Source organism: Chryseobacterium sp. SORGH_AS_0447, from assembly GCF_030818695.1.
Taxonomy (GTDB): Bacteria; Bacteroidota; Bacteroidia; order Flavobacteriales; family Weeksellaceae; genus Chryseobacterium.
The window spans coordinates 4,198,147-4,212,639 of the sequence record NZ_JAUTAR010000001.1 but is presented as its reverse complement, the minus strand read 5'-3'; the positions used below and the strand labels follow the sequence as shown (position 1 = coordinate 4,212,639).

Here is a 14,493-nt window from a genome sequence, read left to right as displayed (position 1 = left end):
AAATATTTTTGTATATTTGCACCACCAAAACGGCGAGGTAGCTCAGTTGGTTAGAGCGCAGGATTCATAACCCTGAGGTCACGGGTTCAATTCCCGTCTTCGCTACAAAAACAGAGGCTGTAAGATTTTTCTTACAGCCTTTTTTATTTTTTTTAGCAGTATGATAAATTGGTGAAATTTCAAAAATTTAAAATTGTTATATTGAATGAATACTCAGCTATCACAATTTTAGAACTTATACTTCGTTTTTTACCAAATAGACTATTATTTTATTTACTAATTAAATATTTCATCAGGTAACTTGGAAAAACTATCCTTATTAGACTTTTTATAACCCTGATTTCAAATCTTAGATTAACTATAAGAATTTTTTCAAGACAAATTCCAACACTTTCATCTATACTCACAAACTCCTTCAACTCTGCAACCTTAGCTTTTAATTTTTGTTTAGGAGCTGGATCCGGCTCTTTGCTTTTACTCCTCGCGCCTGGCTTTCCAGCGGCTGATCCTCCAGCTTTCCCTTTGCGTACTGTGGGGTAGCCGCTACAATCCGGGCTAGGGTAGTAGTCTTTTGTTATAGGCAGTCTGTCATAATCTGTCTTTTCCTCTTTTCTTTTAATAAAGGCATCCTTTCCTTTATAATAAAAAGAACATCTATAACAAATACTCACCAACCTCAAGTAGCCTTAAGCCCTGCGGGGGCTTTATCAATAGCCCAGGGTTGAGCCCAGAGTTAAAAACCGCGGTATTAATCCAGCCCTGTAGGGGCGTGATCCTGTATGCAGTTATTATGGATCTGCGGTTATCTATCTATCTATCTATCTATCTATCTATCTATCCATTTATTACTTCCCTCCATACTTCATTCCATGCTTATTATTCCTTCTCAGTTTACAGTCTTTCCTTTTTCTTCATTCTCATGATTACTTTCTTCCTTTCCCAAATCTCCATTCTCTCTTGCTCTTCCTCTTTCTTTACTTCCTTCCCGCCAACCCTTTCGCATCCTTCCGCGATACCCTTTCATCCTCCAACTTTCCGACCCTCACTTCCCCATACCTCCTTCCAGAAGACCCTCTCACACTCCAACGCTCCAACGCTCCAGCACTCCCGCCCTTAAACTCTTCCAACATTCCCGTCCTCAAACTCTTTTACTCTCCAGCTTTCTTCACCTTTCCTTTAATCTAAGGCAACTTTCCCTCAATGTGGATAAGTCTGAAGCTTGTTTTAACTCCTGTGCTGTTAGGGCCTTACCCTTCCTACTTACCCACAAAGAGTAATTTATATGAATATTATGTTAACAATATTTGGAGGATTGGGTAATAAGTTTCTATCTTTGCCCCACTGAAAACGAGAGTAGTTCAGTAAGCGCAGAAGAGCTTTTAGATAAGCGGATATTATTTTAAAGAAAACTACTTTATATAGAGATGGAGGGTTTGTTTTTTATTTCTTTTGGAATAAAGAATAAATACTTTTCTATGGTTATGGAAGATACGGTTTAATCGGTTTTAGGATCAAAAACTTTTTTTAGAAAAGAGTTGCGGGAATAAAAAAGATTTGTATCTTTGCAGTCCCGATTAAGGGGAGCGCAGGAGTAGAGGGATTGAATGTTTAGAGAGGGTTAAGGTTAAGAAAAAAAACTTTAAAATTTCTTTTCAAAACATTTGGTCATTTAAAAATAAGTTATTACTTTTGCACTCGCAAATACGAAAGCAACACTGACAGAAACGATTGCTACGTTACAAAGCGAGAGATAAAGAAGATCATTGACATACAATATAACAACCAAGTAAGGAAAAACTAAAGCGTAAAAAAACTTTGAGTGAGCCTGGAACAAACATACAATGGAGAGTTTGATCCTGGCTCAGGATGAACGCTAGCGGGAGGCCTAACACATGCAAGCCGAGCGGTATTTGTCTTTCGGGACAGAGAGAGCGGCGTACGGGTGCGGAACACGTGTGCAACCTGCCTTTATCTGGGGGATAGCCTTTCGAAAGGAAGATTAATACCCCATAATATAATGAATGGCATCATTTATTATTGAAAACTCCGGTGGATAGAGATGGGCACGCGCAAGATTAGATAGTTGGTGAGGTAACGGCTCACCAAGTCGATGATCTTTAGGGGGCCTGAGAGGGTGATCCCCCACACTGGTACTGAGACACGGACCAGACTCCTACGGGAGGCAGCAGTGAGGAATATTGGACAATGGGTTAGCGCCTGATCCAGCCATCCCGCGTGAAGGACGACGGCCCTATGGGTTGTAAACTTCTTTTGTACAGGGATAAACCTACTCTCGTGAGAGTAGCTGAAGGTACTGTACGAATAAGCACCGGCTAACTCCGTGCCAGCAGCCGCGGTAATACGGAGGGTGCAAGCGTTATCCGGATTTATTGGGTTTAAAGGGTCCGTAGGCGGATCTGTAAGTCAGTGGTGAAATCTCACAGCTTAACTGTGAAACTGCCATTGATACTGCAGGTCTTGAGTAAGGTAGAAGTGGCTGGAATAAGTAGTGTAGCGGTGAAATGCATAGATATTACTTAGAACACCAATTGCGAAGGCAGGTCACTATGTCTTAACTGACGCTGATGGACGAAAGCGTGGGGAGCGAACAGGATTAGATACCCTGGTAGTCCACGCCGTAAACGATGCTAACTCGTTTTTGGGCTTTCGGGTTCAGAGACTAAGCGAAAGTGATAAGTTAGCCACCTGGGGAGTACGTTCGCAAGAATGAAACTCAAAGGAATTGACGGGGGCCCGCACAAGCGGTGGATTATGTGGTTTAATTCGATGATACGCGAGGAACCTTACCAAGGCTTAAATGGGAATTGATCGGTTTAGAAATAGACCTTCCTTCGGGCAATTTTCAAGGTGCTGCATGGTTGTCGTCAGCTCGTGCCGTGAGGTGTTAGGTTAAGTCCTGCAACGAGCGCAACCCCTGTTACTAGTTGCTACCATTAAGTTGAGGACTCTAGTAAGACTGCCTACGCAAGTAGAGAGGAAGGTGGGGATGACGTCAAATCATCACGGCCCTTACGCCTTGGGCCACACACGTAATACAATGGCCGGTACAGAGGGCAGCTACACAGCGATGTGATGCGAATCTCGAAAGCCGGTCTCAGTTCGGATTGGAGTCTGCAACTCGACTCTATGAAGCTGGAATCGCTAGTAATCGCGCATCAGCCATGGCGCGGTGAATACGTTCCCGGGCCTTGTACACACCGCCCGTCAAGCCATGGAAGTCTGGGGTACCTGAAGTCGGTGACCGTAAAAGGAGCTGCCTAGGGTAAAACAGGTAACTAGGGCTAAGTCGTAACAAGGTAGCCGTACCGGAAGGTGCGGCTGGAACATCTCATTTTAGAGTCTCGTTCATACGAGAATAAACAAAATTACGGACATGAAGATGTCCACAGGACTTACTTAAAGTTCAAGCTTTAGTTTTTTATTGGTTGCTTATATTAAAAATACAAAACCCACTAGAAATTAGTATAAGGGATAAGAGATTGAGAAGAGAGGTGAGAGAAGGGAATGACTATAGTAACTATATCATTCATCACTTATCATTTATCACTCATAACAGAGTCTCGTAGCTCAGCTGGTTAGAGCGCTACACTGATAATGTAGAGGTCGGCAGTTCGAGCCTGCCCGAGACTACTAATTAAGTTGAAGGTTTAAAGTTTATGGTTCAAGGTTAAGGCATTGAACATGAAACCTTAAACATTAAACTACTAGAGGGGGAATTAGCTCAGCTGGCTAGAGCGCCTGCCTTGCACGCAGGAGGTCAAGGGTTCGACTCCCTTATTCTCCACAGTTTTGGAAGTTTGATTTAAAAGTTACGGATGGAGCCAAAAACAACATCTGTTCATCAGACGGAAGAGAAGATATTAAGATCATTGACATTAACGGTAAAGACATCACAAAGAGAAAACCGAGCACTTATAAGTGCTTGAGTAACCTAAAAATAGGAAAGAAATCGTTAAGGGCGTATGGCGGATGCCTAGGCTTTCAGAGGCGAAGAAGGACGTGGTAAGCTGCGAAAAGCTCGGGGGATTGGCACACACGAATTGATCCCGAGATGTCCGAATGGGGCAACCCAATACATTGAAGATGTATTACTCTAATTTATTAGAGAGCAAACCCGGAGAACTGAAACATCTAAGTACCCGGAGGAAAAGAAATCGAAGAGATTCCGTAAGTAGTGGCGAGCGAAAGCGGATTAGCCCAAAAGCTTTTATATGTTTAATAGAATGTTCTGGAAAGAACGGCCATAGAGGGTGATAGCCCCGTATATGAAAGGCATACATAAGTGATAAATGAGTAGGGCGGGACACGTGAAATCCTGTCTGAATATGGGGGGACCATCCTCCAAGGCTAAATACTCCTGAAAGACCGATAGTGAACAAGTACTGTGAAGGAAAGGTGAAAAGCACTTCGAATAGAAGGGTGAAATAGAACCTGAAACCGTACGCCTACAAGCGGTCGGAGCAGATTAATTCTGTGACGGCGTGCCTTTTGCATAATGAGCCTACGAGTTAATTTTACTAGCGAGGTTAAGGACTTCAGGTCCGGAGCCGGAGCGAAAGCGAGTCTGAATAGGGCGCATAGTTAGTAGGATTAGACGCGAAACCTTGTGATCTACCCATGGGCAGGTTGAAGCTTTGGTAACACAAAGTGGAGGACCGAACCGGTTGACGTTGAAAAGTCTTCGGATGACCTGTGGGTAGGGGTGAAAGGCCAATCAAACTGGGAGATAGCTCGTACTCTCCGAAATGCATTTAGGTGCAGCGTCGTATATAAGTTTATTAGAGGTAGAGCTACTGATTGGATGCGGGGGTTTCACCACCTACCAATTCCTGACAAACTCCGAATGCTAATAAATGTTCTACGGCAGTGAGGGCATGGGTGCTAAGGTCCATGTCCGAGAGGGAAAGAACCCAGACCAACAGCTAAGGTCCCCAAATTTCTGTTAAGTTGAAGCAACGCGGTTGGACTGCATTGACAGCTAGGATGTTGGCTTGGAAGCAGCCATTCATTTAAAGAGTGCGTAACAGCTCACTAGTCGAGCGGTCCGGCATGGATAATAATCGGGCATAAACAGAATACCGAAGCTATGGATTTGTAATTATATTACATCTGGTAGGAGAGCATTCTATCGGCGTAGAAGCTGAGTCGTGAGGCTTGGTGGAGCTTATAGAAAAGAAAATGTAGGCATAAGTAACGATAAAGGGGGCGAGAAACCCCCTCACCGAAAGACTAAGGTTTCCTCAGCCATGCTAATCAGCTGAGGGTTAGTCGGGACCTAACGCGAACCCGAAAGGGGTAGTGGATGGACAATGGGTTAATATTCCCATACTTGCTCACACTAAAAAGGGGACGGTTCGATGTAGCTACTAAAGACGGACGGAAGTGTCAAGGCCTAGCCTTCGGGCGAAGCTGCTGTAGTGTAATCGGATCCAAGAAAAGCCGAAGTGAAGCAACCCGTACCAAAACCGACACAGGTGGTCGAGGAGAGAATCCTAAGGTGCTCGAGTGAGTCGTGGCTAAGGAACTAGGCAAAATAGTCTCGTAACTTCGGAAGAAGAGACGCCAGCAGCAATGCTGGCCGCAGTGAAGAGGCCCAGGCGACTGTTTATCAAAAACACAGGACTCTGCTAAATCGAAAGATGCTGTATAGGGTCTGACACCTGCCCGGTGCTGGAAGGTTAAGGAAGGGCGTTAGCGTAAGCGAAGCGTTTGACTGAAGCCCCAGTAAACGGCGGCCGTAACTATAACGGTCCTAAGGTAGCGAAATTCCTTGTCGGGTAAGTTCCGACCTGCACGAATGGTGTAACGATCTGGGCACTGTCTCAGCCACGAGCTCGGTGAAATTGTAGTATCGGTGAAGATGCCGATTACCCGCAATGGGACGAAAAGACCCTGTGAACCTTTACTATAACTTCGTATTGACTTTGAGTAAGTAATGTGTAGGATAGGTGGGAGGCTTTGAAGCAGGCACGCTAGTGTTTGTGGAGCCGACGTTGAAATACCACCCTTTACTTACTTGGAGCCTAACTTCTTTTAGAAGGACATTGCGTGGTGGGTAGTTTGACTGGGGTGGTCGCCTCCAAAAGAGTAACGGAGGCTTTCAAAGGTACCCTCAGCACGCTTGGTAACCGTGCGTAGAGTGTAATGGCATAAGGGTGCTTGACTGTGAGACCTACAAGTCGATCAGGTGCGAAAGCAGGACATAGTGATCCGGTGGTTCCGTATGGAAGGGCCATCGCTCATAGGATAAAAGGTACTCCGGGGATAACAGGCTAGTCTCCCCCAAGAGCTCACATCGACGGGGAGGTTCGGCACCTCGATGTCGGCTCGTCACATCCTGGGGCTGGAGAAGGTCCCAAGGGTTGGGCTGTTCGCCCATTAAAGTGGCACGCGAGCTGGGTTCAGAACGTCGTGAGACAGTTCGGTCTCTATCTATTGCGGGCGTTAGATGTTTGAGAGGGCTTGATTCTAGTACGAGAGGACCGAATTGAACAAACCTCTGGTGTATCAGTTGTACCGCCAGGTGCACCGCTGAGTAGCTATGTTTGGAAGAGATAAACACTGAAAGCATATAAGTGTGAAACTCGCCTCAAGATGAGACATCTTTTAAGGGTCGTGGGAGATGACCACGTTGATAGGCTACAGGTGTAAAGTTGGTAACAGCATAGCCGAGTAGTACTAATTACCCGTAGATTTATTGCCTATTGGTTCTCAATAAAGCCTTATAAGTGCAACCAAGGTTTTGCCTTTGTGATGAAATTTACCGATAAATTGATTTAAGGTTCAATGTTTAAAATTCAAAGTGATAAACTTTGAACATAAAACTAAAAACCTTAAACCTATATACAACCTTTAGGGTGGTTTTAGCGGTGGGGCTCACCTGTTCCCATTCCGAACACAGAAGTTAAGCCCACCAGCGCCGATGGTACTGCGAATAGCGGGAGAGTAGGTCGCCGCCAGTTTTTATTAAAAGTCTCATGCATTTATTTGTATGAGACTTTTTTTTTGCTCAAGATTCAAGATTTAAAGTTCAAGGTTCAAGGTTTAAAGTTTAAAGTTTAAAGTTTAAAGAGGATGCTCCCAAGAAAGGAAAAATACAGCAGCAATCATAGCACCACAACCTATACAAAGTCTTACCTCATCATTCATCAATTATTAATCATACCTTTCTTATCTGTTAACGTCTATTATGCGAAACTTTAGCACATCATAACACTATTGTGATTAACGTCTGTCTAATATTATATATCCAAGCTTTTAAACTTTTAATTTTTTAAGGCCTAAATAGTGAACGCCAAATAATATAAATTTATTCAGATGATATTTAATCAAGAAGAGCTAAATCTCTTCTAAAATATCTTTATTAGTATTAGCATAGTGATTGGTCCACTCATTGACTTAATAATTTAGATTACCTGTCCTTGACTATCACAAAGGAAAATGATATTACTCGTTATGATATGCTTTTATCTTGATAGCCTTAGATTAATCTTAGTTTTGCTTCGAGTTTGGCTACTAGTTAGTGAATCAAGCATCTCTTATTTTTGATAAGATGTTGAATTCAAACTTTTTTAAAGTTATTATTCTTATTCCATTTATTGAAATAATAGTAGATACTTTGCCAGCTTTCTCTTCATAAAAAATTTCTTCAAGACTTAATTATCTCCATTGACAAGATTGTTTTTAGATGTTTTTATAATCAATTAATACATTCAATGTATTTAATTGGCTCGGAAATCCTTTTTTTTATACTTGGGTGAGCGATTATCAACTCTATTTTATCTTGTTTAATAGTTTTAGAATTTTTAGATTTTTCTAATGATGCCAATTCCCTTTTTTCTCGGCACTTTTTTGTGTAAATAACTTTAAACAAGTTTTCCGTTTAGCCACCTATCTCTAAAAACTTAAGTCACTCCACACCCCTCCAACTTTCAATTTTTATAGGAGCTGAATCCGGCTCTTTGCTTTTACTCCTCGCGCCTGGCTTTCCAGCGGCTGATCCTCCAGCTTTGCCTTTGCGTACTGTGGGGTAGCCGCTACGATCCGGGCTATGGTGGTCGTCTTTTATGACAGGCAGTCTATAACAATCTGTCTTTTCCCTTTTTCTTTAATATGAATGCATCTATCTTTTATACTAATTAGGAACACCTATAATAAACACCAACCTCAAATAGCCTTAAGTCCTGCAGGGGCGGTTTACATCAGTCCCGGGCGCAGCCTGGGGTAAGAACAGTTATTTAAAAAGTCGAGCCCTGAAAGGGCTTTATCAATAGCCCGGGGTTAAAAACCGCGGTAATAATCCAGCCCTGAAGGGGTGTGATCTTGTATGCAGTTATTATGGATCTGCGGTTATCTATTTTATTTATCCATTTACTTCATCCCTCAATACTTCATTCCATGCTTATTTTTCCTTCTCACTTTACAGGCTTTCCTTTTTCATTCTCATGATTTACTTTCTTCTTGATTAATCTGCATTTTCTCTGCTCTTTATTTTAGCATTCTCACTTCCCCTTCCTCTGCAAGATACTTCCCCAAACCCTTCGCATTCTTTCTTTTAAAAGACAATTTTCCCCTACAACTCCAGTACTCTCGCCCTCCAACTCTCCAATACTCCCGCTCTCAAACCCTTTCATTCTCTAGCTTTCTTCACCTTTCCTAAACCTAAAGCCATGTTTCCCTCAATGTGGATAAGTCTAAAGCATCTTTTAACTTCTGTGCTGTTAGCATCTTACTGCCGATAGTTTCCCACAAAGGACAATTAATATGAATATTATGTTAACAATATTTGGAGGATTGGGTAATAAGTTTCTATCTTTGCCCCACTGAAAACGAGAGTAGTTCAGTAAGCGCAGAAGAGCTTTTAGATAAGCGGACATTATTTTAAACAAAACTACTTTATATAAAGATAGAAGGTTTGTTTTTTATTTCTTTTGGAATAAAAATAAACACTTTTCTATGGTTATGGAAGATGCAGTTTAATCGGTTTTAGGATCAAAAACTTTTTTTTAAAAAGAGTTGCGGGAATAAAAAAGATTTGTATCTTTGCAGTCCCGATTAAGGGGAGCGCAGGAGTAGAGGGATTGAATGTTAGAGAGGGTTAAGGTTAAGAAAAAAACTTTAAAATTTCTTTTCAAAACATTTGGTCATTTAAAAATAAGTTATTACTTTTGCACTCGCAAATACGAAAGCAGCACTGACAGAAAAGACTGCTTCGTTACAAAGCGAGAGATAAAGAAGATCATTGACATACAATATAACAACCAAGTAAGGAAAAACTAAAGCGTAAAAGAAACTTTGAGTGAGCCTGGAACAAACATACAATGGAGAGTTTGATCCTGGCTCAGGATGAACGCTAGCGGGAGGCCTAACACATGCAAGCCGAGCGGTATTTGTCTTTCGGGACAGAGAGAGCGGCGTACGGGTGCGGAACACGTGTGCAACCTGCCTTTATCTGGGGGATAGCCTTTCGAAAGGAAGATTAATACCCCATAATATAATGAATGGCATCATTTATTATTGAAAACTCCGGTGGATAGAGATGGGCACGCGCAAGATTAGATAGTTGGTGAGGTAACGGCTCACCAAGTCGATGATCTTTAGGGGGCCTGAGAGGGTGATCCCCCACACTGGTACTGAGACACGGACCAGACTCCTACGGGAGGCAGCAGTGAGGAATATTGGACAATGGGTTAGCGCCTGATCCAGCCATCCCGCGTGAAGGACGACGGCCCTATGGGTTGTAAACTTCTTTTGTACAGGGATAAACCTACTCTCGTGAGAGTAGCTGAAGGTACTGTACGAATAAGCACCGGCTAACTCCGTGCCAGCAGCCGCGGTAATACGGAGGGTGCAAGCGTTATCCGGATTTATTGGGTTTAAAGGGTCCGTAGGCGGATCTGTAAGTCAGTGGTGAAATCTCACAGCTTAACTGTGAAACTGCCATTGATACTGCAGGTCTTGAGTAAGGTAGAAGTGGCTGGAATAAGTAGTGTAGCGGTGAAATGCATAGATATTACTTAGAACACCAATTGCGAAGGCAGGTCACTATGTCTTAACTGACGCTGATGGACGAAAGCGTGGGGAGCGAACAGGATTAGATACCCTGGTAGTCCACGCCGTAAACGATGCTAACTCGTTTTTGGGCTTTCGGGTTCAGAGACTAAGCGAAAGTGATAAGTTAGCCACCTGGGGAGTACGTTCGCAAGAATGAAACTCAAAGGAATTGACGGGGGCCCGCACAAGCGGTGGATTATGTGGTTTAATTCGATGATACGCGAGGAACCTTACCAAGGCTTAAATGGGAATTGATCGGTTTAGAAATAGACCTTCCTTCGGGCAATTTTCAAGGTGCTGCATGGTTGTCGTCAGCTCGTGCCGTGAGGTGTTAGGTTAAGTCCTGCAACGAGCGCAACCCCTGTTACTAGTTGCTACCATTAAGTTGAGGACTCTAGTAAGACTGCCTACGCAAGTAGAGAGGAAGGTGGGGATGACGTCAAATCATCACGGCCCTTACGCCTTGGGCCACACACGTAATACAATGGCCGGTACAGAGGGCAGCTACACAGCGATGTGATGCGAATCTCGAAAGCCGGTCTCAGTTCGGATTGGAGTCTGCAACTCGACTCTATGAAGCTGGAATCGCTAGTAATCGCGCATCAGCCATGGCGCGGTGAATACGTTCCCGGGCCTTGTACACACCGCCCGTCAAGCCATGGAAGTCTGGGGTACCTGAAGTCGGTGACCGTAAAAGGAGCTGCCTAGGGTAAAACAGGTAACTAGGGCTAAGTCGTAACAAGGTAGCCGTACCGGAAGGTGCGGCTGGAACATCTCATTTTAGAGTCTCGTTCATACGAGAATAAACAAAATTACGGACATGAAGATGTCCACAGGACTTACTTAAAGTTCAAGCTTTAGTTTTTTATTGGTTGCTTATATTAAAAATACAAAACCCACTAGAAATTAGTATAAGGGATAAGAGATTGAGAAGAGAGGTGAGAGAAGGGAATGACTATAGTAACTATATCATTCATCACTTATCATTTATCACTCATAACAGAGTCTCGTAGCTCAGCTGGTTAGAGCGCTACACTGATAATGTAGAGGTCGGCAGTTCGAGCCTGCCCGAGACTACTAATTAAGTTGAAGGTTTAAAGTTTATGGTTCAAGGTTAAGGCATTGAACATGAAACCTTAAACATTAAACTACTAGAGGGGGAATTAGCTCAGCTGGCTAGAGCGCCTGCCTTGCACGCAGGAGGTCAAGGGTTCGACTCCCTTATTCTCCACAGTTTTGGAAGTTTGATTTAAAAGTTACGGATGGAGCCAAAAACAACATCTGTTCATCAGACGGAAGAGAAGATATTAAGATCATTGACATTAACGGTAAAGACATCACAAAGAGAAAACCGAGCACTTATAAGTGCTTGAGTAACCTAAAAATAGGAAAGAAATCGTTAAGGGCGTATGGCGGATGCCTAGGCTTTCAGAGGCGAAGAAGGACGTGGTAAGCTGCGAAAAGCTCGGGGGATTGGCACACACGAATTGATCCCGAGATGTCCGAATGGGGCAACCCAATACATTGAAGATGTATTACTCTAATTTATTAGAGAGCAAACCCGGAGAACTGAAACATCTAAGTACCCGGAGGAAAAGAAATCGAAGAGATTCCGTAAGTAGTGGCGAGCGAAAGCGGATTAGCCCAAAAGCTTTTATATGTTTAATAGAATGTTCTGGAAAGAACGGCCATAGAGGGTGATAGCCCCGTATATGAAAGGCATACATAAGTGATAAATGAGTAGGGCGGGACACGTGAAATCCTGTCTGAATATGGGGGGACCATCCTCCAAGGCTAAATACTCCTGAAAGACCGATAGTGAACAAGTACTGTGAAGGAAAGGTGAAAAGCACTTCGAATAGAAGGGTGAAATAGAACCTGAAACCGTACGCCTACAAGCGGTCGGAGCAGATTAATTCTGTGACGGCGTGCCTTTTGCATAATGAGCCTACGAGTTAATTTTACTAGCGAGGTTAAGGACTTCAGGTCCGGAGCCGGAGCGAAAGCGAGTCTGAATAGGGCGCATAGTTAGTAGGATTAGACGCGAAACCTTGTGATCTACCCATGGGCAGGTTGAAGCTTTGGTAACACAAAGTGGAGGACCGAACCGGTTGACGTTGAAAAGTCTTCGGATGACCTGTGGGTAGGGGTGAAAGGCCAATCAAACTGGGAGATAGCTCGTACTCTCCGAAATGCATTTAGGTGCAGCGTCGTATATAAGTTTATTAGAGGTAGAGCTACTGATTGGATGCGGGGGTTTCACCACCTACCAATTCCTGACAAACTCCGAATGCTAATAAATGTTCTACGGCAGTGAGGGCATGGGTGCTAAGGTCCATGTCCGAGAGGGAAAGAACCCAGACCAACAGCTAAGGTCCCCAAATTTCTGTTAAGTTGAAGCAACGCGGTTGGACTGCATTGACAGCTAGGATGTTGGCTTGGAAGCAGCCATTCATTTAAAGAGTGCGTAACAGCTCACTAGTCGAGCGGTCCGGCATGGATAATAATCGGGCATAAACAGAATACCGAAGCTATGGATTTGTAATTATATTACATCTGGTAGGAGAGCATTCTATCGGCGTAGAAGCTGAGTCGTGAGGCTTGGTGGAGCTTATAGAAAAGAAAATGTAGGCATAAGTAACGATAAAGGGGGCGAGAAACCCCCTCACCGAAAGACTAAGGTTTCCTCAGCCATGCTAATCAGCTGAGGGTTAGTCGGGACCTAACGCGAACCCGAAAGGGGTAGTGGATGGACAATGGGTTAATATTCCCATACTTGCTCACACTAAAAAGGGGACGGTTCGATGTAGCTACTAAAGACGGACGGAAGTGTCAAGGCCTAGCCTTCGGGCGAAGCTGCTGTAGTGTAATCGGATCCAAGAAAAGCCGAAGTGAAGCAACCCGTACCAAAACCGACACAGGTGGTCGAGGAGAGAATCCTAAGGTGCTCGAGTGAGTCGTGGCTAAGGAACTAGGCAAAATAGTCTCGTAACTTCGGAAGAAGAGACGCCAGCAGCAATGCTGGCCGCAGTGAAGAGGCCCAGGCGACTGTTTATCAAAAACACAGGACTCTGCTAAATCGAAAGATGCTGTATAGGGTCTGACACCTGCCCGGTGCTGGAAGGTTAAGGAAGGGCGTTAGCGTAAGCGAAGCGTTTGACTGAAGCCCCAGTAAACGGCGGCCGTAACTATAACGGTCCTAAGGTAGCGAAATTCCTTGTCGGGTAAGTTCCGACCTGCACGAATGGTGTAACGATCTGGGCACTGTCTCAGCCACGAGCTCGGTGAAATTGTAGTATCGGTGAAGATGCCGATTACCCGCAATGGGACGAAAAGACCCTGTGAACCTTTACTATAACTTCGTATTGACTTTGAGTAAGTAATGTGTAGGATAGGTGGGAGGCTTTGAAGCAGGCACGCTAGTGTTTGTGGAGCCGACGTTGAAATACCACCCTTTACTTACTTGGAGCCTAACTTCTTTTAGAAGGACATTGCGTGGTGGGTAGTTTGACTGGGGTGGTCGCCTCCAAAAGAGTAACGGAGGCTTTCAAAGGTACCCTCAGCACGCTTGGTAACCGTGCGTAGAGTGTAATGGCATAAGGGTGCTTGACTGTGAGACCTACAAGTCGATCAGGTGCGAAAGCAGGACATAGTGATCCGGTGGTTCCGTATGGAAGGGCCATCGCTCATAGGATAAAAGGTACTCCGGGGATAACAGGCTAGTCTCCCCCAAGAGCTCACATCGACGGGGAGGTTCGGCACCTCGATGTCGGCTCGTCACATCCTGGGGCTGGAGAAGGTCCCAAGGGTTGGGCTGTTCGCCCATTAAAGTGGCACGCGAGCTGGGTTCAGAACGTCGTGAGACAGTTCGGTCTCTATCTATTGCGGGCGTTAGATGTTTGAGAGGGCTTGATTCTAGTACGAGAGGACCGAATTGAACAAACCTCTGGTGTATCAGTTGTACCGCCAGGTGCACCGCTGAGTAGCTATGTTTGGAAGAGATAAACACTGAAAGCATATAAGTGTGAAACTCGCCTCAAGATGAGACATCTTTTAAGGGTCGTGGGAGATGACCACGTTGATAGGCTACAGGTGTAAAGTTGGTAACAGCATAGCCGAGTAGTACTAATTACCCGTAGATTTATTGCCTATTGGTTCTCAATAAAGCCTTATAAGTGCAACCAAGGTTTTGCCTTTGTGATGAAATTTACCGATAAATTGATTTAAGGTTCAATGTTTAAAATTCAAAGTGATAAACTTTGAACATAAAACTAAAAACCTTAAACCTATATACAACCTTTAGGGTGGTTTTAGCGGTGGGGCTCACCTGTTCCCATTCCGAACACAGAAGTTAAGCCCACCAGCGCCGATGGTACTGCGAATAGCGGGAGAGTAGGTCGCCGCCAGTTTTTATTAAAA

The 14,493-nt window shown here is 44.1% G+C and carries 2 protein-coding genes, 5 tRNA genes and 6 rRNA genes; 11 read left to right on the top strand and 2 right to left on the bottom strand.

Annotation, left to right across the window (positions count from 1 at the left end):
• Positions 1-31 precede the first annotated feature (31 nt).
• A tRNA-Met gene (locus QE422_RS19155) sits at positions 32-105 on the top strand.
• A gap of 164 nt (positions 106-269) precedes the next feature.
• On the opposite strand, the gene QE422_RS19150 is transcribed toward QE422_RS19155, so the two are convergent.
• Together QE422_RS19150 and QE422_RS19145 are read right to left on the bottom strand one after the other, a co-directional pair.
• A complete protein-coding gene (locus QE422_RS19150) occupies positions 270-671 on the bottom strand; it encodes a hypothetical protein (protein WP_307461879.1) in 402 nt (133 codons plus the stop codon).
• Positions 672-886: 215 nt separating this feature from the next.
• Positions 887-1,024, bottom strand: coding sequence for a hypothetical protein (locus QE422_RS19145; protein ID WP_307461569.1), 138 nt, complete (start codon positions 1,022-1,024; stop codon positions 887-889).
• Between the two features lie 814 nt (positions 1,025-1,838).
• On the opposite strand from QE422_RS19145, the gene QE422_RS19140 reads away from it, so the two are divergent.
• The 10 genes from QE422_RS19140 to rrf (QE422_RS19095) all read left to right on the top strand — a co-directional run bounded on the left by QE422_RS19140 (position 1,839) and on the right by rrf (QE422_RS19095) (position 14,483).
• Positions 1,839-3,355: ribosomal RNA gene (locus tag QE422_RS19140) — 16S ribosomal RNA — on the top strand.
• A gap of 222 nt (positions 3,356-3,577) precedes the next feature.
• Positions 3,578-3,651: transfer RNA gene (locus QE422_RS19135), tRNA-Ile, on the top strand.
• Positions 3,652-3,731: 80 nt separating this feature from the next.
• Positions 3,732-3,805, top strand: a tRNA-Ala gene (locus QE422_RS19130).
• A 158-nt stretch (positions 3,806-3,963) separates the two neighbouring features.
• Positions 3,964-6,723: ribosomal RNA gene (locus QE422_RS19125) — 23S ribosomal RNA — on the top strand.
• A 151-nt stretch (positions 6,724-6,874) separates the two neighbouring features.
• A 5S ribosomal RNA gene (gene rrf, locus QE422_RS19120) occupies positions 6,875-6,983 on the top strand.
• Together the 16S, 23S and 5S rRNA genes with 2 tRNA genes alongside form the textbook arrangement of a ribosomal RNA operon.
• Positions 6,984-9,338: 2,355 nt before the next feature.
• A 16S ribosomal RNA gene (locus QE422_RS19115) occupies positions 9,339-10,855 on the top strand.
• A gap of 222 nt (positions 10,856-11,077) precedes the next feature.
• Positions 11,078-11,151: transfer RNA gene (locus QE422_RS19110), tRNA-Ile, on the top strand.
• Positions 11,152-11,231: 80 nt separating this feature from the next.
• Positions 11,232-11,305, top strand: a tRNA-Ala gene (locus QE422_RS19105).
• 158 nt (positions 11,306-11,463) lie between these two features.
• Positions 11,464-14,223, top strand: a 23S ribosomal RNA gene (locus QE422_RS19100).
• Positions 14,224-14,374: 151 nt separating this feature from the next.
• A 5S ribosomal RNA gene (gene rrf, locus QE422_RS19095) occupies positions 14,375-14,483 on the top strand.
• Positions 14,484-14,493 lie beyond the last annotated feature (10 nt).

What these genes read in the sequence shown, in the direction of transcription:
- QE422_RS19145 (WP_307461569.1), bottom strand. Translation starts at nt 1,024, where the DNA reads ATGAAAGGGTATCGCGGAAGGATGCGAAAGGGTTGGCGGGAAGGAAGT.